The following is a 26,287-nucleotide window of genomic DNA, read 5'->3' on the forward strand; positions in this document are numbered from 1 at the left end:
ATACGCGGTTTCCGCTTCCCACCTGCGGTGATAGAGATCGACGAGTTCGGCCGCCGGATAGCCGACGGGGTCGAGCAGGTTGGTGATCAGCCGCCACTGCTCGGTGCGCACCGTGCCATCGGCCATCGGCCATCGGCCAGGGTGATGGTGAGGGTCGCCTCGATCACGCGCACCGGTAGTAGCACCCGCAGGACGCCGTAGCCGATGCGGGCGATGTAGGAGCCGTCGCCCAGGTGCTCGGCGGGGGTGGGAACGCGGCGGGCCCCGGAGCGCACCAGGAACCGTGCCCCGCTCTGGTGGACGGCATCAAGGAACTCGCCGTCGAAGGCCGAGTCGGCCAGCAGGAGCATCGTCTCGTCCAGGGCGGCCAGAAGCCGCTTGGCATAAGGGAGTTCACCCTCGGATTCCGGTCCGAAGGCGGCGGCTATGAGCGCGCGGGTGCCGCACTCGACCAAGGCCAGCAGCCGCAGGAGCGGATAGCCGAACTCCAGACTCTCCCCGGCCCGCTTGGGGTAGCGCCAGGTGAGCGTCTCGTCGTCGGGGGTGTGCAGCAGGGTCCCGTCAACGGCCACCGTGCGCAGACCCCGGTAGAAGGACCCTGCCTGCCCGGCGCGGGCGACGGGCCCGGCAAGCGCCTCGAACAGACACCGCAGAGGCGCGGCCCCCACCCTGCGCCTGGCCCGCGCCAGCGAGGAAACCGCAGGGCGCACCAAGGCCAGCGGGGTCAGGGCGGCGGTCCGTTTGGACCACACCGTGCGGTACGAGTGGTGCTCGAACAGCGCGAGAGCGAGCACGAAATACACCACCACCCGCGAAGGCAACAGCCGCAGGCGCTTCTCACGCCGCCCGGTCTCCTCCAGCACCGCGTCCACCAGCGCGGGACCCACGATCTGGGTCAACTCCCCCAGATGACCCGGCGCGAAAACACCCCGGGCTGTCTCGATCGTGGACGTGATGACAAACTTCTCCTGCAACGGGACCCCTGACCTTGATCGACTTTCTTCGCCGATCGTTGATCTACCAGGTGGTCCCGTTGCGCTGTTCAGCAGGGCTTGACGTACAGCTCAGGGGCCAAACGCAACGGCGTTGACCTGCGGACGTTCGACCAGGATGCCGTTCCCGAACCGGGCGCCCGTACGGACCAGGGGGGGACGAGGTCGGCTCCGGTGACCGCCCGCCAGCGGGCCTGGGCGGACTCGACCCGGCTGAACACCATCGCCAGGGCCGCAGCCGGGCTGCCGGCCCCGCGGGTGACCCTGGTGCGGAGCTTGACCGTCGAGAAGTCGACTCGACCGGGTTGGTGGTCCGCAAGTGGATCCAGTGCTCGGCCGGGAAGTCGTAGAACGCCAGCAGTTCCTCCGCTCAGCCGGGCGATTGCCGCGGGCAAGCACATCTACACCGAGAAGCCCACCGCCGGTTCGCTCGCCGGGGCGCTCGGCCTGGCGCGGCAGGCGCGCGCGGCGGGCATCGAGCACGGGGTCCTCCAGGACAAGCTGTTCCTGCCGGGCCTGCGCGAGCTCAAGCGGCTGCTCGACGGCGGGTTCTTCGGCGAGGCGCCCTCCGTCCGCGGCGAGTTCGGCTACTGGGTCTTCGAGGGCGATTGACAGCAGGGGCAGCATCCGTCGTGGAACCACCGTGCCGAGGACGGCGGCGGCATCGTCGTCGACATGTTCCCGCACTGGGAGTACGCGCTGAACGACCTCCGGACAACGACCCTGGTGACAACGGCTTCAAGACCCAGTGGGAGCTCTTCCTGCGGCACGTCGCGCTCGGCGAGCCGCACCCATGGGACCTGCTGACGAGTGCGCGCGGTGTCCAACTCGCCGAGTTGGGGCTGCGCTCGGCCGCCGAGGGCAGCCGCGTCGAGGTGCCGGAGCCGAGCCTGTGAGTATCCGGCTGCCGCGCGCGGACGGCACCCTCCGCGCTCACCCCTGAACCCGTCCGCCCTGTCCGCCCTGTCCGCCCTGTCCGCCCTGTCCGCCCCGTCCGCCGGGGACGCCGGTTCCGCCGCTGGCGGGGCGCCGACCGGCCTCCCGCCGCTCACCTCGCGGGTGGTCATCGCCGCCGCTCATGTGGTCGCCGACCCCTCGCGGACGTCTCCCCCCGACGGGCCGCCCGAGGTGGACTGGGACGCGACCCTCGCCTTCCGCCACCACCTGTGGTCGCACGGGCTGGGTGTCGCCGAGGCGATGGACACCGCTCAGCGCGGCATGGACCTGGACTGGCCGCGCGCGGCCGAGCTGATCCGCCGCTCGGCGGCCGAGGCCGCCTCGGTCGGGGGCCGCCTTGTCTGCGGGGTGGGCACCGACCAGCTCTCCGGTCCGGCGGCGAAGACCGAGGTCCTCGCCGCCTACGAGGAGCCACTGGGACTGGTGACGCAGGCTGGGGTCCAGCCCGTCCCCATGCTCTCCCGTTCGCTGGCCGCGCGGTGGCGCGGGGCCCGGAGGACTACGCCGAGGTCTACGGGCACCTGCTCGGGCAGGCCACCGAGCCGGTGGTGCTGCACTGGATCGGACAGGCGTTCGGCCCGGCGTTCACCGGCTGCTGGGGAAGCACCGACCTGGACGCGGCGACCGGCACCTTCCTCGACATCGCCGGACTGTCGGACCGGACCGGCGACGAGAGAGGCTTCAGTCACGCGCCGACTCGGGGTGTTCGACCCGCTCGGTCCGCTCGCGGCCGAGGCCGTGCGGGTGCTCGGCACCGGTGACACCGCGGGCTTCCGCGAGCGCCTCGCCCCGTCTGTCGCGCTGGCCCGGCACCTGTTCGCCCCGCCGGCCCGCTGCTACAAGACGGGAGTGTTGCTGCTGCCTGGCTGGCCGGGTACCAGGAGCACTTCGCCATGGTCGGCGGGATGCAGTCCGCGCGCTCGCCTCGCCTCTCGCCCGCGCCTACGAACTCGCCGACCAACCCGGCGGAGCGGCGGGCGGCCCTGGCGGACAACCGCACGGCCGTCGACGAGGCCCCCGCGCTGGGCACCGACACCTGGTACTGGTCTCGGAGGGCTGCCCGCGGGCAGCCGCGACCTGGCGGCGGCACGGGAGCGTGTCGGCGAGGCGCTGACCGAACTGGCGCCCCACGCCGCCGATCGCGGGGTGCGGCTGGCGATCGAGCCGCTGCACCCGATGCACGCGGCGGACCGCTGCGTCGTCTCCACCCTGGGGCAGGCACTCGACCTGGCCGAGCGCTTCCCGATCGACCGGGTCGGCGTGGTGGTCGACACCTACCACCTGTGGTGGGACGACCGGCTCGGCGACGGGATCGTGCGCGGGCGCCGCGGGCCGCATCCACTCCTTCCAACGCGCCGACTGGGTGGCACCGCTGCCGGCCGGCGCGCTGACCGGGCGCGGCCAGCGCGGCGACGGCGTGATCGACCTGCGATAGTGCCACGAGCGGGTGCGGGCCGCCGACTACACCGGACCGGTGAAGGTGGAGCCGTTCAACGACGGGCCGTGGGAGCGCGACGACGCGCAGGTGCTGGCCGAGACGGTCGACCGCTACCGCCGCCACCTGTCACCCGGGTGATCCCCGGTCCTCCGGGCCGGGGAGGACGTAGACGGGCGCTCCCCGGGCGTCGGAGCCCTGCTGGCTGATGCAGCGGGTGTGCAGCAGCGCGCGCAGGCAGTCGTTCACCCGGTGCTCGTCCAGGCCGGTGCGGTCGGCGTACTCGCTCAGGGTGCGGCTGATCCGGCCCTGCCGGACCAGCGCCGGCAGCAGGGTACGTGCCACCGCGGCGATGTCGGGAGTGACGGTGATGCGGCGCTGCCAGAAGGTGAGGACCTCGTCCGCCGTCCGGGGACCGGATGGCGCCCCGCTCTGGCCGGAGCCGGGCTGCGTCGCTTGCCCGGCGTGCGGCGGGGGGCCGGGCTGCGGCGCGTGTCCCTGCGGCTCCCGGCGTGGCGGTGGTCCCGGAGGCCCGGGGTGCGGCGGGGGCCCGGGGCGGTCGGCGTGCGCGGCCGGGGAGAGCCGGGCGGTGAGGCGCTCGACGGTGTCGGCGATGCGGTGCACGGCGCGGGTGAGGTCGGTGTGCAGGGCGTGCTGCTCGCGGCGCATCGCCACCAGCTCGCGCCGGGTGGCGGCGTACTCCTCGTCGAGCCGCAGGTTGCGCTCCTCCAGCCGCACGATCGCGTCGGCGACCTGCTGCGGCACCGCGTAGGCGGCGGTCGTCTCGGGGTGCGGCTGCACCTCGGACTGGTGCAGCGTGTAGGAGCCGTCCCGCTGGACGGCGATCAGGACCTCGGTGATCCAGTTCTTGAAGGGCTCGCAGCCGCTCTTGGCGCAGCCGTTGACCAGCCGGATCAGCCCGTTCAGGTTGACCAGCACCATCGACTTGCGCAGCTTCTGACCGGGCGGGACCTGCAAGCCCTCACGGGACATGAGGTGGTGAGCCGGGCACCGCATGTTCTCGGGCACGTGGCGGCGCAGCGCCTCGCTCGGGTTGCTGTGTCCGAGCTCCCGGCAGAGGTCGGCGGCGGGGAACCAGTGCTCGCCGTCCGGCAGGGTGAGCCGGCGGACCCTGGCTCCGGTCGCGGCGTAGACGAAGTCGCTGATGTCTATGGCATCGCCCGCCTCCGTCCGCCCCGATGTCTGCTGCTGCTCCTGCGGCATCGCGCACCACCTCCCGCACGGAACGTAGGGAGTTCGACGGACGGAATCCAGCCGGACAAACAGAAGTTCGCCCGATCGGGGTGGTTGGCCACGTTCCGCCGCGGGCCCTCGCGTGCGGGGTGTAGGACGGAAAGGAGCGAAAGTGACGTCCGGCAGCGGGCGCGCTCAACCGCCGGCCAGCTCCGGTGGCGGGGCCCGGTCCTCGTCGACCGACTCGGTGCGCTCCAGCTCGGCCCACACCACGTAGCGGTAGTCGGACGTGAAGACCGGGGTGCAGGTGGTCAGAGTGAGGTACTGCCCCTCGCCCTCCAGGCCCGACTCGCTCGGCACCGGCGCGAGCACGTCCACGTTGTACTTCGAGGTCTGCGGCAGGATCGCGTGCACCCGGTAGACGAACCAGGTGTCCTTGGTCTCGAACACCACCGGGTCGCCCTCCTCGATCCGGTGGATGTTGTGGAACCGCGCGCCGTGCCCGTCCCGGTGGGCGGCGAGCGAGAAGTTGCCCTGCTCGTCCCACGGCATCGCCGACTCCACCGGCTCCCGGTAGTACCCCGCGATGCCCTGGTTGAGTTCCTTCGGGTCGGTGCCCGGCTTCACCAGGATGTCCTCACCGCTCATCGAGGGCACGTGCAGGAAGCCGATGCCGTTCTTGGTGTCCAGCGCGCCCGGCCCGCCCGGCCCGCGCCCGGCGGCCCAGTCCTGCCGGACCTCCTCGCTCTCCCGTGCGGACTCCCGGTCGGCCACCACGTTCGTCCACCACAGCGAGTAGGCCACGAAGAGAGCGAGCACCACCCCCGCGGTGATGAGGAGTTCGCCGAGCACACCGACGACCGCGGCGGCCCGGCCGCGCCGGACCCGCGGCCGAGCCCCGCCCGCGCCCGGCTCCGGGTCCGTGCCGGACGCCGCCCCTGGTTTCCGGTCCGGGCCGGGCTCTCCGTCCGTGCCGGGTTCCCCGGGTGCGGCGGAGTCGCCGGGCTCACCTGGCTCCGGCTCCCCGGTTCCGACCGGGTCGTGTTCGGTTCTCGGCACGCTTCCCACCGTCCGCATCCGCCTCCCGCGCCGACCGCGGGCTGCGCGTCACTCGACCAGAGCGTCCGGTTTGCCCTCGCTGCGCGGCCGCTCCTCGACCATCTTGCCCCAGACGATGAGCCGGTACTTCGAGGTGAACTCCGGGGTGCAGGTGGTGAGAGTGAGATAGCGGCCGGGTTCGGTGAATCCGGACTGCTCCGGGACCTCGCTGACCACGTCGATGTTGCTGGGCGAGGTCGAGGGCAGCATGCGCGTCATCTCGTACGTGTAGTACGTGCTCCGGGTCTCCACGACGATCTCGTCGCCCGGGCTCAGCTTGTTGATGTAGCGGAACGGCTCGCCGTGCGTGTTCCGGTGGCCCGCCACCGAGAAGTTGCCCTGCTCGTCCCAGGGCATGGCCGTCTTCAGACCCGACTTTTCGTCGTAGTGGCCGACCATGCCCCGGTCCAGCACGCCGTTCTTGTCGATGCCCTCCGCGACCGGCACCCGGACGTCGAGCTGCGGGATGTACATCAGGGCGAAGCCCTCACCGGCGGAAAAGGCGTCCGGTGTGCGGTCCGGCCCTCCGCCCTGCCACTGCTCCTCCAGGTTCTGCGCCTCGCCCTCCGCCTGGAGATCCGCCTGCACGTTCGTCCACCACAACTGGTAGGTGACGAAGAGCAGCAGCAGGACGCCCGTGGTGATGAACAGTTCGCCGACCACCCTGCTGGCGATGATCGCGGGAGTGTCCTTGCGGGCCCTGGCCGCCTCCACGGCGGCCCGACGGCGCGCCGCCCGCCCTCCTCCGGCGGGAGCGGGGGCGGCGCTAGCGGGTGAGGCGGTCCGCAGGGCCACGGTCTCGTGGTCCCCGGCGTCCTCTGCCGCGGGCGCCTGCGGCACGGGCGGGCGCGGACCGGACCGGCGCGGGCCGGGAGCCGGGGGGGCGTCAGCCGTGGACGGCGGTGGGACGGGCTGCGGCCGCCGCGGGAACGGGGCGTGCGCGGGCGCCGCCGATGCCGCAGTCCCGCCGCCCGGCGGGGGATACGGCGCCGGACGTCCGTACCCGGGCGGGCCGGGTCGCCGCGGCGGGCCCGGCTCCGGTGGGCCCGGCTGCGGCAGGGGACCGGTGTGCGTTGTGGGACCGCTGGTGGGCGCTGGGGGCGCGCTGTGCGGCCGGAACCAGGGCGAGGCCGGCCCGTCCCCACTCTCCCGCGCAGCCGCCCCGGGCGCTCCCGCCGGGGAGCCCGGCGGCGGTGCCGGGGGCACCGGCGCTCCCGGCTCCGGGAGCGGGTCGTTGAGCGGGTCGGCGAGGCGCCCGACGGCTGCCTCGAAGGCCTCCGGGTCGGCGTACGGGTCGTACGACCCCGTCACCTCCCGACCACGGGCGCCAGCCCCCTTGAGCGTTCCACCGCCTCGACGTCGCCGCAGGCAGCGAGCCAGTTCGCCAGCATCCGGTGCCCCCACTCGGTGAGCACCGACTCGGGGTGGAACTGCACGCCCTCCACGGGGAGATCGCGGTGCCGCAGCCCCATGACCACGTCGTCGGTGCGCGCGGTCACCTCCAGGACGGCGGGGACCCGGTCCGGCTCGGCGGCCAGCGAGTGGTAGCGGGTCGCGGTGAACGGGGAGGGCAGCCCGGCGAACACGCCCTTGCCCTCGTGGGTCACCGGCGAGGTCTTGCCGTGCAGCAGCTCCGGGGCCCGGTTCACCACACCGCCGTAGGCGACCGCCATCGACTGCATGCCCAGGCAGACGCCGAACACCGGGAGTCTCACCGCCGCGCAGTGCCGCACCATCTCGATGCAGACGCCGGCCTGCTCGGGGGCGCCGGGGCCGGGGGAGAGCAGCACCCCGTCGAAGCCCTCCCGCGCGTACTCCGGGCGCACCTCGTCGTTGCGCAGCACCTCGCACTCCGCGCCCAACTGGTACAGGTACTGCACGATGTTGAAGACGAAACTGTCGTAGTTGTCGACCACGAGAATCCGGCTGCTCATCAGTCCTCGTCCGCCTTCGGTTCGGGTGGGGTCTCATCGGTGCGGCGGCGCCGGGCACATGGCGCCGGGGCCGCGTTCACTCGACGGTGACGTCGTTGAACGGCAGCAGGGGTTCCGCCCACGGGAAGACGTACTGGAACAGCGTGAGCACCGTGGCCAGCGCCAGAAGGGCGGACAGCACCGCCCGTACCGGTGTGTTCCCCGGCAGATGCCGCCAGATCCAGCCGTACATGTCCGAGGTGCCGCCCTTTCCGTGTGCGCCTGTCGCGCCGTACCAGAGTACGGGTCCGGCCCCCTCGCCGGGGGGCGGTCCGTGAAGGCACCGCACGTGCCGTCGGTCACGACCCGTGCGGGCAGGGTCGTCCGGCGGCTCCCACCGCCACGCGCCCGCCCGGGAGCGGTCGCGTTCGCCGCACCTCACCCGGGAGCGGCCGCGCGCCGGGTGCTCACGCGGGAGCGGTCACTCGACGGGCTCGGCGTGGTGGAGGTCCACCGACCCGGAGTAGCCCGGCAGCGTCGCCTCCTCCTTCTCCTCGACCTCCCAGCCGAGGCCGTAGGCCTCCACGTACCGCTGGTAGGTCTCGATGGCGGGTGCGGACTCCAGAGTGTCCCGCAGTTCGTCCGGGTCGCCGACCGCGGTGACCGTGTACGGGGGTGAGTACAGGCGGCCCTGAAGGATGAGGGTGTTGCCGACGCAGCGCACCGCGCTGGTCGAGATCAACCGCTGGTCCATCACCTGGATACCTCGGGCGCCGCCCTGCCAGAGCGCGTTCACGACCGCCTGGAGGTCCTGCTGGTGGATCACCAGGTCGTCCGGCTGCGGTGCGGGGGCCCAGTTCACCCGGGACTCGGCGTCGGGTGGCGCGTCGGTGAGGGTGACGCTGAGCGCGCTCCCCTCGAGCTCCTTCGCGCCGGCCGCCTGCTCCGTCCGACTCAGCGCGCGCTTCTCGGAGGCCGAACTGCCGGTGTCGCCGTCCGCCAGGGCGGACACCTCGTCGCGGAGCCGGGAGGTGGCGGACTCCAGGTCCTCGTTCTCGTCGCTGCGCTGCTCGATGAGATCGGAGAACCGCAGCATGGACTCGTCGCTCCGGAGGTTCGTACCCTGGGCGGTGTCGAAACTGACCCAGAAAATCAACCCCGCCAGGGCGAAGACTGCGATGCTTGCCAGCCGGGCAGGCCGGAGGTGGGAAATGGTCACCGTACCCTTGTCTCCTTCCGCCGCACGGAAGCACTACGCTAACGGACCACACCAGCATCAGTTCCGCGCGGTCACAGCGCATCGACAGGAGACCCCCTCGTGCCGAAGTCACGTATCCGCAAGAAGAAGGACGACTACACGCCTCCGGAGGCGAAGGCCAAGCAGACGAAGCTGGACATGGGCTCCGGCCGGAGCTGGGTCGCCCCCCTGATGCTGGCGATGTTCGCGATCGGGCTCGCCTGGATCGTGGTGTTCTACGTGACCGAGGGCTCGCTTCCGGTGGACGCGCTCGGCAACTGGAACATCGTGGTCGGGTTCGGGTTCATCGCGGTGGGGTTCGTCGTCTCCACTCAGTGGAAGTAAGATCCCCGCCCGTCCCGTGTGCCCCACCCCGTAGCACTCCTCACCCGGGAGCACCGGGCCGGCGGGCCCGACGCTCCGCAGCACCCGCATGCGGTCCCGTCCGCGGGTTCCCGTCGTTCCCCCGGAGTGGCGCGGACCGGGTTTTCCACAGGTTGTCCACAGGGCTGGGAAAAGTTCAGACGATCTGTGGATAACTCTCATGAGGTTGACGCTGTTGCTACCGGCGTACGGCCGCCCGGGGTGTGATCACCCCCTGTCTCCCTGGGGAGACGCACCGGTGTGCGACCGGTCGCACACCGGTGCGGCCCTGTGTGCTTCATGCACAAGATCCGCTACTGGCTGTGGATAACTCAGGCCAGAGCTGTGGGTAAAGCACGGGCCGCACGGCCGCCGACGCTCAGCCGACGAGCAGCACCGTGCGGATCAGAACCGCCGCCAGCAGCAGCAGGCCGACCAGCACGCAGCTGCCGACCTGCACGGCCAGCCGGTGCGTGCGGGGGGCCTGCACCATCGCGACGGCGAGAGCGGCTCCGGTGATCAGCCCGCCCAGGTGGGCCTGCCAGGCGATGTTCAGCCCGGGCAGGAAGGTGATCACCAGGTTGACGGCCAGCAGCACCATGATCGGGCGGATGTCGTGGCGCATCCGGCGCATCAGGACGGCGGTGGCACCGAAGAGCCCGAAGATCGCGCCGGAGGCGCCCAGCGAGAGCTGGTTCTGCGCCATCAGCCAGTAGGTGAACGCGTTCCCGCCGAGAGCGGAGAGCAGGTAGAGCGTGAGGAAGCGCGAGCGGCCCAGCGCCGCCTCCAGGGGTGGCCCCAGGAACCACAGCGCCATCATGTTGAAGCCGATGTGCCAGATCTCCTGGTGGAGGAAGGCCGAGGACAGCAGGCGGTACCACTCGCCGTCCGCGACGCCGATCCAGTCGAGGGCGTACGGGCCCGGACGGGCGTACGCGATCATCCCCAGGTCGGTGACGAGGCGGTCGCCCGCCGACAGCACGGCGACGAACACCGCGAGGTTGAGGCCGAGCAGGATCTTGGTGACCAGCCGGGTGTCCGCGACGAGGGTGCCGCCGGCGAGAGTGCGGGGCCGGGCGGCGCCCGGGGGGTGCCCGGTGCCGGAGCCGCCGCGCACGCAGGCCGGGCACTGGTAGCCGACCGAGGCGGGGATCATGCACTCGGGGCAGATCGGGCGGTCGCACCGGGTGCAACTGATGCCCGTCTCGCGATCCGGGTGCCGGTAGCAGCAGGGCAAGCGGTACTGCCCGTACGGACCGTCCTGCTGCGCCATGGCTTCCCTTCCGGCCGTCCCGCTGCTTGCGCTCTCGGGCCCGCTCGACCCGGGCCGCTGCCTCCTCGCCCCCGTCACGGGTGCCCGGGCGCCTTCGCCCCACCTGTTACTACGACAGGTGGGGCGGCAGGGTTCCCGAGCGGCCCGCGGACGCGCCGCCCGCCCCCGCGTCGGAGGGGCGGAACGCGTCCCGGCGGCCGGGGCGTCTCAGCGGCGCTCGATGACGACCGACTCGATGACCACGTCCTCGACCGGGCGGTCGGTGCGCGGGTTGGTCTTGGTGGCGCCGATGGCGTCCACGACCTTCCTGCTCGCCTCTCCGGTGACCTCGCCGAAGATGCTGTGCTTGCCGGTCAGCCAGGCCGTCGGGGCGACGGTGACGAAGAACTGCGAGCCGTTGGTGCCCGGGCCGGCGTTCGCCATCGCCAGCAGGTACGGGCGGTCGAAGGCGAGGTCCGGGTGGAACTCGTCACCGAACTCGTAGCCCGGACCTCCGGTGCCGTTGCCCAGCGGGTCCCCGCCCTGGAGCATGAAGCCGCTGATCACCCGGTGGAAGACGGTGCCGTCGTAGAGCCGGTCGGTCGACTTCTTGCCGGTGGCCGGGTGCGTCCACTCGCGCGAGCCCTCGGCGAGCTCGACGAAGTTCTTGACCGTCTTCGGCGCGTGATTCGGGAAGAGCTCGATCACGATGTCGCCGTGGTTGGTCTTCAGGGTGGCGTAGAGCTGCTCAGCCACGATCTACCTTCCATCGTCCGCTATGTCGATTCCCGATCCTCCCATGGACAGCGCCCGACGGTGCACGGACCGTGCACCGGCTGCGGTGTACGGGTGGACGCCCGGCACGCCTGCCCGCCGACGCTGCGCGGGACGGCCCGAATCGTGGCATTGTCGGCTGCACGCCTGAAAACCTCGGAATCGGGTACCCCGGGACCCGGACGCTCGACCGCACATGCCGTATCCCTGTCGGCAGGCATGATCCTGGCGCAGGTGTAAAGGCGCATGGGTGGAGGAGCTTCCGTCTCCACCGGGAAACGCCCCGGGACCAGCGCCACCTAGGAGGAGGATCCCCGTGACTCGCAAGGACGGCCTGCGCGCCGCGACCGGTACCGCGAAGGAGAACGCACGGCACTTCGCGGACGTGGTCTCACCGAAGATGAGCACCGCGGCGAAGCAGGCCCAGCACGTGGCACTTGAGCAGTACGAGGGCCGGCTTGCACCGCGTCTCGCGCACGCCCGCGACACGCTGCCGCCTGCCGTGGACCAGGCTGCGTCGCGTGCGGCCAAGCGGTCCCGGAAGGCCGCCAAGCACGCGGCGGAGTACGCCGCCCCGCGCGTCGAGGCGGCGCGCGCCGCTGCCGGACCGGCGCGCGAGGAGGCGGTCGCCCGCTCGGCCGCCGCGCTCGCCGCGCTGCGCGGCGAGGTGACCGCCGCCGACGTGGAGAAGATCACCCGCCGACGGACCCGCCGGGCGCGCACCGGCAAGGCGTTCAAGCGGGTCGCCGTCCTCGGACTGCTGGCGGGCGCAGGAGTGGCCGCGTGGCGCTGGTGGGAGAAGCAGGCCAACCCGGACTGGCTTGTCGAGCCGCCGGCCGCCACCGAGGTCGACGACCGCTCCCCGCTGGGCTCCGTGGACGGCAGCGTGGACGGAGCCGTCCGTGACGGCTCGCCGCTGGACCCGGAGGTCCAGGCCAAGCAGGCGGAGTCGGAGGAGAGCGGCGAGAAGAAGGGCCGCTGAGGCCCGGGCCCGTCGGCCCGGCCCCGCTGCGGGACTCCCGCGCGGGCCCGGCCCCCGAGGGACACGGCGCCGTTACCGGTACGCGAAGGGGCGGGCCACCCGGATCGTTCGGGTGGCCCGCCCCTTCGCGCACGTACGGGAGCCGGTCAGTCGTCGTCCCGGCCGCCGTTCTGGCCCTGGATGATGCCGCCGATCACGCCCTCGTCACCGCCGCCGTTCTGACCGCCGCTCTGACCGCCGTTCTGACTGTCCGGGAGCGTGGTGAGGGTGACGGCCGAGTCCTTCGCGACCTCCTCGTCGGCGCCGGGAGAGGTGGCCACCACCCGTGCCTGGTCGTCCTGGGGGCCCTGCACCTGGACCTGGAGACCGGCCTCCTCCAGTGTCTTGCGGGCGTTCTTCAACTGCTGCCCGGCGACCTCCGGCACCCGGACGGTCTCCTGCTCCGGTGCCGTGGCCACGGTCAGGGTGATCTGACTGCCCTCCTCGGCCTGGCTGTTGCCGCCCGGGTTCTGGCTGATCACTTCGTTCTCCGGCCGGCCGCCGTCCTCCTGGTCGGTCCGCGCGACGGTGAAGCCCTTGGCCTCCAACTGCTGCTCGGCGGCGGCGAAGTCGCGGCCGGTGACGTCGGGGACGGTCACCGTCGTGGTCCGGACGACCGAGAGGGTGACGGTGGACTCGCGTTCGATGCGGTTGCCCGCCGCCGGGTCCTGCTCGGTGACCGTCCCCTCCTCCTCGGTGCCCGAGGTGACGTCCTTCGTCTCCACCTTGAACCCGGCGTCCTGCAGAGTGGAGGAGGCCTCGTTCTCGTCCTGGCCGGTCACGTCCGGCACCTCGACCGGGGCCGGGCCGTCGGAGAGGACGAGGACGACGGTGCTGCCCTCGGCGACCTCGGTACCGGCCGCGGGCTGCGTCTCGCAGACGGTCCCCTTCTCCTCCTCGCAGTTCTTGCTCTCGCCCTCCTGGATCTCCAGCCGGGCGTTGCTCGCGCTCTGGGTGGCCTCCTCGACCGTCTGGCCCTTGAGGTTGGGCACCGGGACCTCCGAGCTGCCGGAGCCGCCGAAGAAGACCCTGCCCATGACCACGGCGCCCACCAGGATGAAGGCGACGGCGGCCACCAGGAGGACGGTCGAGAGGTTGTTCTTCTTCTGCTGGCGCCGGCCGCGGCTCGCGGCCCGGCCCTCGTCGTAGCCGTACCCGCCGTCATCGGCGCGCATCGGCGGCAGCATGGACGTGCGGTCGTCCTGGGTGCGCAGCGCCTGGGTGGGGCGGTCCTCGCCCGCGCCGTAGGCGCCGTAGCCGACCGCGCCCATCGCGGCGGCGCCGACCGGCTGGCCGTCGAGGGAGGCCTCGATGTCGGCCCGCATCTCGTCCGCCGACTGGTAGCGGTAGTCGCGGTCCTTCGCGAGCGCCTTGAGCACGATCGCGTCCTGCTCGGAGGTGATCTCCGGATCGAAGGTGCTCGGCGGCTGCGCTTCCTCGCGGACGTGCTGGTACGCCACGGCGACCGGCGAGTCGCCGACGAACGGCGGCCGGACCGTGAGGAGTTCGTACAGCAGGCAACCGGTGGAGTAGAGGTCGCTCCGGGCGTCCACCTGCTCGCCCTTGGCCTGCTCGGGCGAGAGGTACTGGGCGGTGCCGATGACGGCGGCCGTCTGGGTCATCGTCATCCCGGAGTCGCCCATGGCGCGCGCGATGCCGAAGTCCATCACCTTGACCTGGCCGGTCCGGGTGAGCATGACGTTGGCCGGTTTGATGTCCCGGTGCACGATGCCGTTGCGGTGGCTGTACTCCAGCGCCTGGAGGATGCCGATGCACATCTCCATGGACCGCTCCGGCAGCAGCTTCCTGCCCGAGTGCAGCAGTTCCCGCAGCGTGGAGCCGTCCACGTACTCCATCACGATGTACGGGATGGAGACACCCTCGACGTAGTCCTCGCCGGTGTCGTACACCGCGACGATCGCCGGGTGGTTCAACGAGGCGGCCGACTGGGCCTCACGCCGGAAGCGGGCCTGGAACGACGGGTCACGGGCGAGGTCCGTCCGCAGCGTCTTCACGGCGACGGTGCGGCCCAGGCGGGTGTCGTGGGCGAGGTGCACCTCGGCCATGCCGCCTCGGCCGAGCACCTGGCCCAGCTCGTACCGGCCGCCTAGGCGACGCGGCTCGTCCATATCTCCAGCCCTCTCCGTTCGTCCCGGCCGCACCGGTGTGGGGCCCGGCGGTGTGCTGCTCGGGATACCGTACCCGGAGCGCTGTACGCGGCCGGGAGCTTCCGGGGCACCGGGCCTTCAGCGGTCGGGTTCGGATTCCCCCGCATGCTCAGCCCTTGTCCCCGAGAATGGCGTTCATCACATCGGTGGCGATCGGCGCCGCGAGGCCGCCACCGGAGATGTCGCCGCGGGCGGCGTCGCTGTCCTCGACGACGACGGCCACCGCCACCGGCGACGAGCCGCCGGAGTCCTTGGCGTAGGAGATGAACCAGGCGTACGGGTTGGCGCTGTTCTCCTCGCCGCGCTGGGCGGTTCCGGTCTTGCCGCCGACCTTGACACCCGGGATCTGTGCGTTGGAGCCGGTGCCCTCCTCGACCACCGTCTCCATCATCTCCTGGAGCTTCTTCGCGTTGTCCGCGGAGAGCGGCTCGCTCATCTCCTCCGGCTCGGTCTGCTCGACCACGCTGCGCGGGCCTTCGAGCCGGTCCACCATGTACGGCTTCATCAGGACGCCGTCGTTGGCGATCGCCGAGGTCACCATGGCCATCTGGAGCGGGGTCGCCCGGTTCGACGCCTGGCCGATGCCGGCCTGGGCGTTCTGCGGGGCGTTGTCCTCGGGGTAGACGCTCGCAGCGGCGCGGACCGGGACGAACGGCTCCTCGTTGAATCCGAACTCCGAGGCCTTCTCGATCATGCCCTCGTTGCCGATCTCGTCGCTGAGCGCGGCGAAGGTGGCGTTGCAGGACAGCCGCAGCGCCTCCCGCAGGGTGGCCTTGTCGCACTGGGCGTCCATGCCCTCGTTGCCCAGCTGGTGGTTCGACTGCGGCAGCGTGAACGGGCTCTCGATGCCGGTGCTCTTGTCCATGTCGTAGTTGCCGCTCTCCAGCGCCGCTGCGGCGGTGACGACCTTGAACGTGGAGCCGGGGGCGTACGTCTGACGCAGCGCCCGGTTGAGCATCGGGTCGTCCTCGTCCTCGTTGAGGGCCACCCAGTTGTCCTCGTCCTCCTGCGAGTTCCCCGCGATGAGTGAGGGGTCGTAGGAGGGGGTGCTGGCCAGGGCGAGGATCTCGCCGGTCTGCGGGTTGATCGCCGCGACGGCGCCCTTCTTGCTGCCCAGCCCCTTGAAGGCGGCCTCCTGCGCGGCGGCGTCCAGCGTGGTGACGACGTTGCCGCCCTCGCGCGGCTTGCCGGTCATCATGTCGATGGTCCGGTTGAAGAAGAGCCGGTCGTCGTTGCCGGTGAGGATCGAGTCGTTGATCTCCTCCAGCTGGGTGCCGCCGAAGGCCTGCGAGGCGCGGCCGGTGACCGGGGCCCACATCTCGCCGTTCTTGTACGTGCGCTTGTACTGGAAGTCGCTGCTGTCCGTCTCGGTCGAACCGGTGACGGCCTTCCCCTCGACGATGATGTCGCCGCGCGGGTGCGAGTACCGCTCGATGGCCACCCGGCGGTTGTTCTCGTGGTTCTTGAGCTCGTCGGCCTGGACGAACTGCACCCAGTTGACCCGGACGAGCAGGGCCAGGACGAGTACGCCGCAGAAGATCGCGATCCTGCGCAAGGGCTTGTTCATGACCTCACCACCTGAGTCATTTCGGCGTCGGGGCTGGGCGCGGGCGCGGGGGCCGGTCTGCGGGCGGTGTCGCTGATCCGCAGCAGGATCGCCACCAGCGCCCAGTTGGCGATCACCGAGGAGCCCCCCTGGGCGAGGAACGGCATGGTCATACCGGTCAGCGGGATCAGCCCGGTGACACCGCCGGCGACCACGAAGACCTGGATGGCGAACGCCCCCGCCAGACCGACCGCGAGGAGCTTGCCGAACGGGTCGCGGGCGGCGAGCGCCGTCCGGATGCCGCGCTCCACCAGCAGGCCGTAGAGGAGCAGGATGGCCATCAGGCCGGTCAGCCCGAGCTCTTCGCCGACGGTGGCCAGGATGTAGTCGCTCTTGGTGGCGATGCCGCCGATCAGCCGGGAGTAGCCCTGGCCGAGCCCGGCGCCGAACAGCCCGCCGGAGCCGAAGGAGAACATCGCCTGGGCGGTCTCGGTGACGCCGCCGTTCTGCAGCGCCAGCGGGTTGAGCCAGTTGCTCACCCGGTCGCCGACGTGCTGGTTGAACGAGGCGACGAAGACGGCTCCCGCGGTGGAGAGCAGCAGGCCGAAGATGATCCAGCTCGTGCGCTCGGTGGCGACGTAGAGCATCACCACGAACATGCCGAAGAACAGCAGCGAGGTGCCCAGGTCGGTCTCGAAGACCAGGATCATCAGACTGATGGCCCAGATGACCAGGATCGGCCCGAGGTCGCGGCCGCGCGGCAGGTAGACGCCCATGAAACGGCGGCTGGCCAGCGCCAGCGCGTCCCGCTTGACCATCAGGTAGCCGGCGAAGAAGACGGTGATGACGATCTTGGCGAACTCACCGGGCTGGAGTGAGCCGACACCGGGGATGGTGATCCAGATCCGGGCGCCGTTGACAGCCGGGAAGAACATCGGCGCGGCCAGCAGGATCAGCGCCAGCACCATGGAGATGTAGGTGTAGCGCTGGAGGATCCGGTGGTCCTTCAGGAAGACCAGCACCGCCAGGAACAGCGCCACGCCCAGGGCCGACCACATCAGCTGGCTCGGGGCGGCGTTCTCCGGCCGGAGCGCCGGCTCCAGGTCGAGCCGCCAGATCAGTACCAGGCCGAGCCCGTTGAGCAGGGTGGCGATCGGCAGCATCAGCGGGTCGGCGTACGGGGCGAACTTCCGCACCACCAGGTGCGCGACGCCCGCGAGCAGACCGAGCCCCAGGCCGTAGCCGACCATGCCGGCCGGCACCGTGCCGTCCTTGGCCAGTCCGACGTTCGCGTAGGCGAAGACCGGGACCAGCACCGCGAAGACCAGCAGGGCCAGCTCGGTGTTCCGACGGCTGGGCAGCCCGCCGGACGAGACGGTGGTGGTGCCGGTGTTGACACTGCTCATGAGCTCTGCGCCCCTTATGGCGTTCGGCACTGCTTGGCGAGCCGCTGCTGTCCCTCGTCCAGGTCCGCCGCGGGGCTCTCCGAGCTGCTGTTCTCGTTCCCGGCCGACTCGCCGTCCCCCGCGGCGGCGTCGGCGGCCGGCGACTCGGTGGAGTCCGGGGCGTCGGGCGACCCGGTGGCGTCGGGGGACTGCGCGCTCCCCGAGGCGTCCGCGTCGGGCTGGCTGCTGTCCGCGTCCTCGGCCGCGTCCTGCTTCCGGTTGGCGACGATCTCGCAGACCTCAGCCTGCCCGCGCAGCTCCCCGATCTTGTCCTGGGCGTCGCTGAGGCTGCCCATCGCGATCGTGTCGCGGACCTGGTTGCGCTGGTACGTCGGGAGGTACTTGAGTTCGATGTCGGTGCCGTCGCGCACCTCGCTGAGCTCCAGCCAGGCCAGCTTCTGGCTGATGCCCCGGTAGAGCGCCACCCGCTCCTGGTCGGCGCCGACGTAGTACTGGGTCTTCGTCCAGCGCCAACCCGCGTAGAGGCCGCCGCCGAGGAGTGCCAGCACCAGCACGAGGTACAGGGACCGCCTCAGCCAGACGCCGCGTCCGCGCGGCTTCGCCCGCCCGCCGACGGGCTGCTCGCCGGCGGCCTGGTCCGTCCCCGGGTGCGGGTCGCCGCTTCCCGGCGGACCGAATCCGTCCGCCTCGGCGCCGGTCTGCTGCGCGGGCACCGACTGCCTGCTCAGCTCGGCCGCGCGGGCCGCCGGGGTCGAAGGCCCGCCGGAGCCGGTCGCGCCCTGGCTCTCGGCCACCGCCCCGACGATCACCGGGGTGTCGTTCAGCTGGGCCGCGAGGGTCTCGTTCGCGTCCACGTCGAGCACGTCGGCGACGATGACGGTGATGTTGTCGGGGCCGCCGCCGCGCAGCGCCAACTGGATGAGCTCCTCGACGGTCTCCTGCGGGCCCTGGTAGCTCGCCAGGGTCTCTTCCATCGTCTGGGGGCTGACCACCCCGGAGAGGCCGTCCGAGCACAGCAGGTATCGGTCGCCGGCGCGCACCTCGCGGATCGAGAGGTCGGACTCGACGTTGTCGGCGCTGCCCAGCGCACGCATCAGCAGCGAGCGCTGCGGGTGCGTGGTGGCCTCCTCCTCCGTGATGCGGCCCTCGTCCACGAGCCGCTGCACCCAGGTGTGGTCCTGGGTGATCTGGGTGAGGACGCCGTCCCGCAGCAGGTAGGCGCGCGAGTCGCCGACGTGCACGAGTCCGAGCCTGCGTCCCGTCCACAGCAGGGCCGTCAGGGTGGTGCCCATGCCCTCGAGCTGCGGGTCCTCCTCGACCATGCCGCGCAGCTGCTCGTTGGCCCGGCGCACCGAGTCGCCCAGGGCGGTGAGCAGGTCGGAGCCGGGGACGTCCTCGTCGAGCCCGACGATGGTGGAGATCGTCTCGGAGCTGGCGACCTCGCCGGCGGCCTGGCCCCCCATGCCGTCGGCCACCGCGAGCAACCGGGGGCCGGCGTAACCGGAGTCCTCGTTGTGGTCGCGGATCATGCCTACGTGCGATCCGGCGGCGAAACGCAGTGACAGACTCATGCGCACCTCGCCTGTCGGCTCCGGGTACATCCGCACGGTGCCCACCCTCCGGTCGTCATTGTTCTACTACTTCCGCAGCTCGATGACCGTTTTGCCGATACGGATCGGCGCTCCGGGCGGGATCGGCGTCGGTGTGGTGAGTCTGTTCCGGTCCAGGTAGGTGCCGTTCGTGGAGCCGAGGTCCTCGACGATCCACTGGCCGTCGCGGTCCGGGTAGATCCTGGCATGGCGGCTGGACGCGTAGTCGTCGTCCAGCACGATCGTGGAGTCGTGCGCCCGTCCCAGCGTGATGGTCTGCCCCTGGAGGGCGACCGTGGTGCCGGTGAGCGATCCCTCGGAGACCACGAGTTTCGACGGAGCGCCGCGCCGCTGGCGGGAGTTGCGCCCGCCGGACGGCGCGGGCGCCTGCTGCCGGGGTGCGGGGCGCTCCGCGCCGCGCCGGCCGGTCCGCTGAGTCACCCGCGTACCGAAGAGGTCGCTGCGGATGACCTGGACGGCCACGATGACGAACAGCCACAGTACGGCGAGAAAACCCAACCGCATGACCGTCAGGGTCAGCTCTGACATTGCCCCCGCTTCACCCTTCGGCTTGCCGGTAAATGATCGTGGTACTGCCCACGACGATCCGTGAGCCGTCGCGGAGCGTAGCGTGCGTCGTCCGCTGCCCGTCCACCACGATGCCGTTTGTGGAGCCCAAGTCCTGCACGGAGGCAGGGGACCCGACCCGGATCTCGCAGTGCCGGCGCGAGACGCCGGGGTCGTCGACGCGGACGTCGGCCTCCGTCGAGCGGCCGAGTACGAGGGTCTGGCCGGAGATCTGGTGCCGGTCGCCGTTGATCTCCACCCACCGCCGGGGCCGGCCTGCGGCCGGTGCGCCGGGCGGCGGAGCCGCGGGCATCCGGGGGGCGTTCGACGGCATCGCCGGCGAGCCCCGGTACTGCGGGACGCCCGCGCCGTCGGCCGCGTGCCCGGGCGGCGGGCCGGCCTGCGAGGTGCTGGAGGCCCGGGTGCGGCTGCGCACCCGGTAGAGGCCGGTGTCGAGGTCGTCGGCCTGCTCCAGGGTGACCTTCACCGATCCCATGAAGGTGTACCGCTGCTGCTTGGCGTACTCGCGCACCATGCCCGCCAGCTCGTCCCCGAGCTGACCGGAGTAGGGGCTCAGCCGCTCGAAGTCCGGGGTGCTCAGCTCGACGATGAAGTCGTTGGGCACGACCGTGCGCTCGCGGTTCCAGATCGTCGCGTTGTTGTCGCACTCCCGCTGGAGCGCGCCCGCGATCTCGACCGGTTGCACCTCCGACTTGAAGACCTTGGCGAAGGTGCCGTTCACGAGACCCTCGATACGCTGCTCAAAACGCTTCAGAACTCCCACGGTGCACCTCCTTCCCCACTCCTCGGTGCTCTAGTGCGCTGCATTCGGGCAGCGCACGACGTTGCCGCCGCCGCTGCTGTTGTTGATCGTATCCACGCGCGGAGGAAACAAGTGGTTCCGCTCCGTGCCGTGGCGCTGCGGTGTCCCTGCTCACACGGATCGTAGAGGGGTCAGGCTCCCAGTGTCCCCCACCCGCGGCGGCTCGTGCGCCCAGGAGGGCCCGGGGCCGCGTATCCGGCGGTTCCCGGCCCGGTGCCGGGGGCGCACGGGGTGTGCCGGCCGGGTGGCGGGGGTGCCCGGCCGGGGCCGGAGCAGGATGAGACCACCGGTCGCTCCGTGCTAATCTTCTTGTTGTCGGCAGGCGCTCGCCAGCCCGGACAGCCGGTCCGGAGAACGTGCGAGAGTCTCGCCAGCACCCTTTGCGCGGGTGGCGGAATAGGCAGACGCGCTGGATTCAGGTTCCAGTGCCCGAAAGGGCGTGGGGGTTCAACTCCCCCCTCGCGCACAGTTACGGCGAGGCACCTCTCAGGTGCTTCCGGAAGCGACGAACGGTCGTCATCGTGATAGCGGTGGCGGCCGTTCTGCTGTTACCGTGAGCACGCCGGAGAGACGCCGAGGTCATCTCGTCCCCGACCGCGGTTGCGGGGCGGTTCGCCGCCGCGCCCGCCGTCCGGGGCCGGGGGTGGTCCGGGGAAGCCACCGACGAGGGATGCCGGGCATGCCCCCGGCGGCTCCGGGACACGATCCGGGTGACCGGGCGGCGGGGGAGCATTGTCGAGGACGTGGTTGACGTGGCACGGGCCGGTGTTCGCGGCCGGTGCGCTGTGCGTGCTGGTGAACCGGTGGGGGACGGGGCCGCTCTGGTTCACCGGTGTCGCACTGCTCGCGGTCGGCGGGGCGATGCGGTGGACGCTGGGACGCAGCCAGCGCCCGCGCCGTGAGGTGCCGCCGTCCCCGGTGGAGGTGCCGGTGGCCGGGCGCTGGACGGCGCTCAACAGCCCCGGGACGAAGGTGCCCAGTCATGTGCACCACCTGGCGCAGACCTACGCGATCGACCTGAAGCACGAGCCGCTGCCGGAAGCGGCGGACGGGCCGCCCGCGCCGCCGTTCCGCTGGGTGCTGCCGTTCGGTCGACGGCCCGCGCACTACCCGTCGTTCGGCGCACCCGTCCTGGCCCCGGCCGGCGGTGTGGTGCGCGTGGCCCGCGACGGGCGGCGCGACCATCTCTCCCGTACCTCGCTGCCCGGCCTCGCCTACCTCCTGCTGGAGGGTTTTGTCCGAAGCCTGGGCGCGCCCCGCCACCTCCTCGGCAACCACGTGCTCCTCGCACTCGACGGTGGCGGGTACGCGGTCCTGGCCCACCTGCGGCGCGGCTCCCCGCGGGTGGCCGCGGGCGACCGGGTCGAGGCGGGGCAGCAGCTCGCCGAGTGCGGGAACTCCGGCAACTCCTCCGAACCGCACCTGCACTTCCAGCTCATGGACGGCCCCGACGTGCGGACCGCACGGGGGCTGCCGTTCCGTTGGGAGTGGGTGGACGACGCCGGGCGGCCGAGGTCCGGGGTGCCCGAGGACACCCACTCCCTGGTTGCCGTGCCGGCCGGGCCCGCGGGGGGAGCGGTACCCGACGACGGCGCCTGAAGCGGTCCGGCCGCCCTGGCGGGGCTCCCGGCGGGGCGGCCGGAGGGGCCCGGCGCGGTCGAGGACCGTCCGCGGGCGGATGGGCCTTCGGAGGGAGGGAGCGCGGCGAGTCCAAGGTCACATCCGTGCGCCGCTGCGCTCGAAGGTGCGGCTCCCCTAGCCTGCCGGTTATGACGGTCCTGCCTGATGACGGGCTTCCGCCGGCCGCCGAGTTTCCCGCAGCCACCCGTGCGCAGTGGCAGGCCCTCGTCGAGGGTGTCCTGCGCAGAACGGGTGCGAGCGAGGCCACCGGGGACGCGGCGGAGCTGGCGTTGTCCACCGAGTTGGAGGACGGGCTCCGCACCCGTCCGCTCTACACCGCGGACGAGGGAGGCGGGGCCGGTCCGGCCGGCTTCCCCGGAGCGGCGCCGTACCTGCGCGGGAGGACGCCGCGGGGGAACACGGTCTCCGGCTGGGAGGTACGGCAGCAGCACCGCGGGCCCGACCCTCGGGCGGCCAACGAGGCGGTGCTGGCCGACCTGGAGAACGGGGTTGCCGCGCTGTGGCTGATGCTGGGGCCCGGGGGGATCGATCCGGCGGCGCTGCCGACCCTCCTCGCGGGGGTGCACCTCGACCTGGCACCGGTGGTGCTGGACGCCGGTACGTTGTTCCCGGCGGCGGCTGAGGAACTGCTGTCGCTCGCCGCGGACCGGGGGCTGCCGCTCGCTGCGCTGTCCGGTGGGCTGGGCGCCGACCCGCTGGGGGCGCTCGCCCGCACGGGTGCCGACGCGCGCACCGGGGAGCTGCTGGACGCCGCGGCCGGACTGGCCGTGCGAGTGCGCGCGGAGGCGCCCGCGCTGCGGACGATGACGGTGGACGCGCTGCCGTACCACGAGGCGGGTGGCTCGCCCGCCGAGGAGCTGGGCTGCTCGCTGGCGACCGGGGTCGCGTACCTGCGCCGGCTCACCGAGGCCGGGTTGAGCCCCGAAGAGACCTGCGCGCAAATGGAGTTCCGCTACGCCGCCACCACCGACCAGTTCCTGACGACCGCCAAGCTGCGGGCTGCCCGGCGGCTGTGGGCGAGGGTGGCTGAGGTGTGCGGGGTGCCCTCGGGGGAGGGCGGCCAGCGCCAGCACGCGGTGACCTCCTCGGTGATGATGACGCGTCGCGACCCGTGGGTGAACATGCTGCGCGGCACGGTGGCGACGCTCGGCGCCGGAGTCGGCGGTGCGGACGCGGTGACGGTGCTGCCGTTCGACGACGCGGTCGGGCTGCCGGACGCGTTCGCCCGGCGGATCGCCCGGAACACGTCCACGATCCTGGTCGAGGAGTCGCACGTCGCGCGGGTGGCCGACCCGGCCGGCGGCTCCTGGTACGTGGAGCGGCTGACGGAGGAGCTGGCCCGGGCGGGCTGGGCGCGGTTCCAGGAGATCGAGCGGGCCGGCGGCCAGCGCGCGGCCCTCACCGACGGAACGATTCCCCGGTGGCTCGACGAGAGCTGGCGCCGACGGCAGGAGGAGGTGGCGCACCGCCGGGAGCCGGTCACGGGGGTGAGCGAGTTCCCGTTCCTGTCCGAGGAGCCGCTGCGGCGCGAGCCGGCGCCCTCCCGTCCGGGGGGCGGCCTGCCCCGGGTGCGCCGGGACGAGGCGTACGAGCGGCTGCGGACCCGTTCGGACGCGGCGCTCGCCGCGACCGGGTCCCGGCCGAAGGTGCTGCTGGCCGCGCTCGGCACCCCCGCGCAGTACACCGCGCGGGCCGGTTTCGCCGCCAACCTCCTCCAGGCGGGCGGTCTGGAGCCGGTCACGGTGGAGATCGCCGATCCCGCGGCGGCGGCCGGGGCGCTGGCGGACAGCGGGGCCGCGGCGGCGGTCCTGTGCTCCTCGGACGCCGTGTACGGGGAGCGGGCCGCCGAGGTGGCCGCGGCGCTGTCCGAGGCCGGGGCGCGGCGGGTGCTGCTGGCCGGACGGCCGGGGGAGCGCGCCGCGGAGTACCGGGCGGCCGGGGTGGACGGGTTCGCCGCCGCCGGTGACGACGCGGTGGCCCTGCTGACCGGGTTGCAGGACGCCCTCGGCGTCCCCGGCACCGTGGACGAGCCGGGTTCCGACGAGACAGGAGTGGTCTGATGGGCGGCGGCGGCATCCCGGACTTCACCGGCATCGAGCTGGGGAACGTGCCGGAGGCGGACCCGGCGGCCGGTGAGCGGTGGCGGGCCGGGCTGGAGAAGGAGACCGGCCGCAGCGCCGGGGAGTCGGTGTGGGAGACGCCGGAGGGCATCGGCGTCAGGCCGCTCTACACGGCGCGGGACCTGGCCGGTCTGGAGTACCTGGACACCTACCCCGGGCTCGCGCCGTTCGTCCGCGGGCCGTACCCGACGATGTACGTGAACCAGCCGTGGACGGTCCGGCAGTACGCGGGCTTCTCCACGGCCGAGGAGTCGAACGCCTTCTACCGGCGCAATCTCGCCGCCGGCCAGAAGGGCCTGTCGGTGGCCTTCGACCTCCCGACGCACCGCGGCTACGACAGCGACCATCCGCGGGTGTCGGGCGATGTCGGCATGGCCGGGGTGGCGATCGACTCGATCCTCGACATGCGGCAGCTCTTCGACGGCATCCCGCTGGACCGGATGAGCGTGTCGATGACCATGAACGGCGCGGTGCTGCCGGTCCTGGCGCTGTACATCGTCGCGGCCGAGGAGCAGGGGGTGGGACCGGAGAAGCTGGCCGGGACCATCCAGAACGACATCCTCAAGGAGTTCATGGTCCGCAACACCTACATCTACCCGCCGCAGCCCTCGATGCGGATCATCTCCGACATCTTCGCGTACACCTCGCGGCGGATGCCGCGCTACAACTCGATCTCCATCTCCGGGTACCACATCCAGGAAGCCGGGGCGACGGCCGACCTGGAGCTGGCCTACACGCTGGCCGACGGGGTGGAGTACCTGCGGGCCGGGAGGGGCGCGGGGCTGGACGTGGACGCGTTCGCCCCGCGGCTGTCCTTCTTCTGGGCGATCGGGATGAACTTCTTCATGGAGGTCGCCAAGTTGCGGGCGGCCCGGCTGCTCTGGGCGAGGCTGGTGCGGCAGTTCGAGCCGCAGAACCCGAAGTCGCTCTCGCTGCGCACTCATTCGCAGACCTCCGGCTGGTCGCTCACCGCCCAGGACGTCTTCAACAACGTCACCCGCACCTGTGTGGAGGCGATGGCGGCGACGCAGGGGCACACCCAGTCGCTGCACACCAACGCGCTGGACGAGGCGCTGGCCCTGCCGTCGGACTTCTCCGCGCGGATCGCCCGCAACACCCAGCTGCTGCTCCAGCAGGAGTCCGGCACCTGCCGGGTGATCGACCCGTGGGGCGGCAGCGCGTACGTGGAGCGGCTCACGCACGACCTGGCGCGCCGGGCGTGGCAGCACATCGAGGAGGTGGAGGCGGCCGGCGGGATGGCGAAGGCGATCGACGCGGGCATCCCGAAGCTGCGGGTGGAGGAGGCCGCCGCCCGCACCCAGGCCCGGATCGACTCCGGCCGGCAGCCGGTGGTCGGCGTCAACAAGTACCGGGTGGAGACCGACGAGCAGATCGACGTGCTCCGGGTGGACAACTCCTCGGTCCGCGCCCAGCAGGTCGAGAAGCTCCGCAGGCTGCGCGCCGAACGCGACGAGGGGGCCTGCCGGGCGGCGCTGCGGGGGCTGACCGCGGCCGCCCGCGAGGGGCACCGGGACGGCGGTGGCCTGGAGGGCAACCTGCTGCACCTGGCCGTGGTCGCGGCCCGTGCCAAGGCCACGGTCGGGGAGATCTCGGACGCGCTGGAGCAGGTCTACGGGCGCCACGCGGGGCAGATCCGTACCATCGCCGGTGTGTACCGAGAAGAAGCCGGGGCCTCCTCGGGGCTGGAGCGCACCCGTGCGCTGGTGGCGGAGTTCGAGCAGGCGGAGGGCCGCCGGCCGCGCATCCTGGTGGCCAAGATGGGCCAGGACGGCCACGACCGCGGTCAGAAGGTGATCGCGACCGCCTTCGCCGATCTCGGCTTCGACGTGGACGTCGGCCCGCTCTTCCAGACGCCGGGCGAGGTGGCCCGGCAGGCGGTGGAGGCGGACGTGCACGTGGTCGGCGTCTCCTCGCTGGCCGCCGGCCACCTGTCGCTGGTGCCGGCGCTCAAGCAGGAGCTCGCCGAGCAGGGGCGCGAGGACGTCATGATCGTGGTCGGCGGGGTGATCCCGCCCGCGGACGTGGAGCCGCTGCGGGAGATGGGTGCGGCGGCGGTCTTCCCGCCGGGGACGGTGATCCCGGACGCCGCCCGCGACCTGGTGCGGTCGCTCGCCGAGAGCCTCGGTCACGCGCGGTGAGCGGGACGTGGGGCGCGTACGCGGTGGGCGGG

General features: G+C 72.2%; 20 protein-coding genes, 1 tRNA gene and 4 pseudogenes. 9 read left to right on the forward strand and 16 right to left on the reverse strand.

What is annotated here, in order from left to right; genetic code table 11:
* Positions 1 to 86: 86 nt before the first annotated feature.
* Positions 87 to 974 (reverse strand): transposase domain-containing protein, encoded by an 888-nt coding sequence (locus tag H300_RS27410; protein WP_486583919.1) that lies wholly within the window; start codon positions 972 to 974, stop codon positions 87 to 89.
* A 90-nt stretch (positions 975 to 1,064) separates the two neighbouring features.
* Positions 1,065 to 1,359 (reverse strand): annotated as a pseudogene (locus H300_RS32510) (transposase); the annotation flags it as partial.
* 2 nt (positions 1,360 to 1,361) lie between these two features.
* On the opposite strand from H300_RS32510, the pseudogene H300_RS30385 reads away from it, so the two are divergent.
* The 3 pseudogenes from H300_RS30385 to H300_RS30395 form a co-directional block, all read left to right on the forward strand.
* Positions 1,362 to 1,888, forward strand: a pseudogene (locus H300_RS30385) (Gfo/Idh/MocA family protein); the annotation flags it as partial.
* A 76-nt stretch (positions 1,889 to 1,964) separates the two neighbouring features.
* Positions 1,965 to 2,916: pseudogene (locus tag H300_RS30390) on the forward strand (DUF993 family protein); the annotation flags it as partial.
* Positions 2,909 to 3,525 (forward strand): annotated as a pseudogene (locus H300_RS30395) (sugar phosphate isomerase/epimerase family protein); the annotation flags it as partial. The pseudogenes H300_RS30390 and H300_RS30395, both read left to right, overlap by 8 nt.
* Here H300_RS30395 and H300_RS0117150 read toward each other — a convergent pair.
* The 6 genes from H300_RS0117150 to H300_RS0117175 form a co-directional block, all read right to left on the reverse strand.
* Entirely contained in the window at positions 3,514 to 4,608 is a 1,095-nt protein-coding gene (locus tag H300_RS0117150) for a BRO-N domain-containing protein (protein ID WP_028428417.1), read from the reverse strand. The pseudogene H300_RS30395 and the gene H300_RS0117150 overlap by 12 nt on opposite strands.
* Positions 4,609 to 4,773: 165 nt before the next feature.
* A complete protein-coding gene (locus tag H300_RS27430) occupies positions 4,774 to 5,637 on the reverse strand; it encodes a class E sortase (protein WP_486583920.1) in 864 nt (287 codons plus the stop codon).
* A gap of 48 nt (positions 5,638 to 5,685) precedes the next feature.
* Positions 5,686 to 6,882 (reverse strand): class E sortase, encoded by a 1,197-nt coding sequence (locus tag H300_RS0117160; protein ID WP_486583922.1) that lies wholly within the window; start codon positions 6,880 to 6,882, stop codon positions 5,686 to 5,688.
* 101 nt (positions 6,883 to 6,983) lie between these two features.
* Positions 6,984 to 7,610: an aminodeoxychorismate/anthranilate synthase component II gene (locus tag H300_RS0117165; protein ID WP_028428419.1), complete on the reverse strand. Its 627-nt coding sequence runs from the start codon at positions 7,608 to 7,610 to the stop codon at positions 6,984 to 6,986.
* 76 nt (positions 7,611 to 7,686) lie between these two features.
* Entirely contained in the window at positions 7,687 to 7,842 is a 156-nt protein-coding gene (locus H300_RS31140; protein ID WP_028428420.1) for a hypothetical protein, read from the reverse strand.
* Between the two features lie 228 nt (positions 7,843 to 8,070).
* Positions 8,071 to 8,808, reverse strand: a complete 738-nt coding sequence (locus H300_RS0117175) for a DUF881 domain-containing protein (protein ID WP_028428421.1) — start codon at positions 8,806 to 8,808, stop codon at positions 8,071 to 8,073.
* Positions 8,809 to 8,907: 99 nt separating this feature from the next.
* Here H300_RS0117175 and crgA point away from each other — a divergent pair, with 99 nt between their 5' ends.
* Entirely contained in the window at positions 8,908 to 9,171 is a 264-nt protein-coding gene (crgA, locus tag H300_RS0117180) for a cell division protein CrgA (RefSeq protein ID WP_028428422.1), read from the forward strand.
* A 397-nt stretch (positions 9,172 to 9,568) separates the two neighbouring features.
* Here the strand turns inward: crgA and H300_RS0117185 are convergent, their stop codons facing one another.
* The gene (locus H300_RS0117185; RefSeq protein WP_028428423.1) at positions 9,569 to 10,462 is read right to left on the reverse strand and encodes a rhomboid family intramembrane serine protease; all 894 of its coding nucleotides are present in this window, start codon (positions 10,460 to 10,462) and stop codon (positions 9,569 to 9,571) included.
* Positions 10,463 to 10,669: 207 nt separating this feature from the next.
* A complete protein-coding gene (locus H300_RS0117190) occupies positions 10,670 to 11,197 on the reverse strand; it encodes a peptidylprolyl isomerase (RefSeq protein ID WP_028428424.1) in 528 nt (175 codons plus the stop codon).
* Positions 11,198 to 11,531: 334 nt separating this feature from the next.
* On the opposite strand from H300_RS0117190, the gene H300_RS0117195 reads away from it, so the two are divergent.
* Positions 11,532 to 12,197 carry a DUF5324 family protein gene (locus H300_RS0117195; RefSeq protein WP_028428425.1) on the forward strand — a complete coding sequence of 222 codons (666 nt, stop codon included), beginning with the start codon at positions 11,532 to 11,534 and terminating at the stop codon, positions 12,195 to 12,197.
* A 146-nt stretch (positions 12,198 to 12,343) separates the two neighbouring features.
* Here H300_RS0117195 and pknB read toward each other — a convergent pair whose 3' ends face one another.
* From pknB to H300_RS0117225, 6 genes are all read right to left on the reverse strand, one after another.
* A complete protein-coding gene (gene pknB / locus H300_RS0117200) occupies positions 12,344 to 14,365 on the reverse strand; it encodes a Stk1 family PASTA domain-containing Ser/Thr kinase (protein ID WP_028428426.1) in 2,022 nt (673 codons plus the stop codon).
* Between the two features lie 148 nt (positions 14,366 to 14,513).
* Positions 14,514 to 15,971 (reverse strand): peptidoglycan D,D-transpeptidase FtsI family protein, encoded by a 1,458-nt coding sequence (locus tag H300_RS0117205; RefSeq protein WP_028428427.1) that lies wholly within the window; start codon positions 15,969 to 15,971, stop codon positions 14,514 to 14,516.
* Complete coding sequence (locus H300_RS0117210; protein ID WP_028428428.1) at positions 15,968 to 17,356, reverse strand: FtsW/RodA/SpoVE family cell cycle protein; 1,389 nt, start codon at positions 17,354 to 17,356, stop codon at positions 15,968 to 15,970. Before H300_RS0117210 ends, H300_RS0117205 begins: the two co-directional genes overlap by 4 nt.
* Positions 17,357 to 17,370: 14 nt before the next feature.
* On the reverse strand, positions 17,371 to 18,972 hold the full coding sequence (locus tag H300_RS0117215) for a Stp1/IreP family PP2C-type Ser/Thr phosphatase (protein ID WP_028428429.1): 1,602 nt from the start codon (positions 18,970 to 18,972) through the stop codon (positions 17,371 to 17,373).
* Positions 18,973 to 18,993: 21 nt separating this feature from the next.
* On the reverse strand, positions 18,994 to 19,494 hold the full coding sequence (locus H300_RS0117220; RefSeq protein ID WP_028428430.1) for an FHA domain-containing protein FhaB/FipA: 501 nt from the start codon (positions 19,492 to 19,494) through the stop codon (positions 18,994 to 18,996).
* Between the two features lie 10 nt (positions 19,495 to 19,504).
* On the reverse strand, positions 19,505 to 20,296 hold the full coding sequence (locus tag H300_RS0117225; protein ID WP_028428431.1) for a DUF3662 and FHA domain-containing protein: 792 nt from the start codon (positions 20,294 to 20,296) through the stop codon (positions 19,505 to 19,507).
* A gap of 421 nt (positions 20,297 to 20,717) precedes the next feature.
* On the opposite strand from H300_RS0117225, the gene H300_RS0117230 reads away from it, so the two are divergent.
* The 4 genes from H300_RS0117230 (at position 20,718) to scpA (ending at position 26,255) form a co-directional block, all read left to right on the forward strand.
* A tRNA-Leu gene (locus H300_RS0117230) sits at positions 20,718 to 20,801 on the forward strand.
* 281 nt (positions 20,802 to 21,082) lie between these two features.
* Complete coding sequence (locus H300_RS27435) at positions 21,083 to 21,934, forward strand: M23 family metallopeptidase (protein ID WP_051270134.1); 852 nt, start codon at positions 21,083 to 21,085, stop codon at positions 21,932 to 21,934.
* A 170-nt stretch (positions 21,935 to 22,104) separates the two neighbouring features.
* Positions 22,105 to 24,036, forward strand: a complete 1,932-nt coding sequence (locus H300_RS27440) for a methylmalonyl-CoA mutase subunit beta (protein ID WP_051270135.1) — start codon at positions 22,105 to 22,107, stop codon at positions 24,034 to 24,036.
* Positions 24,036 to 26,255: a methylmalonyl-CoA mutase gene (gene scpA, locus H300_RS0117245; RefSeq protein ID WP_028428432.1), complete on the forward strand. Its 2,220-nt coding sequence runs from the start codon at positions 24,036 to 24,038 to the stop codon at positions 26,253 to 26,255. The genes H300_RS27440 and scpA overlap by 1 nt, the downstream gene beginning before the upstream one ends.
* The last annotated feature ends 32 nt before the right edge of the window (positions 26,256 to 26,287 follow it).

This window comes from Streptomyces sp. TAA040 (genome assembly GCF_000424845.1).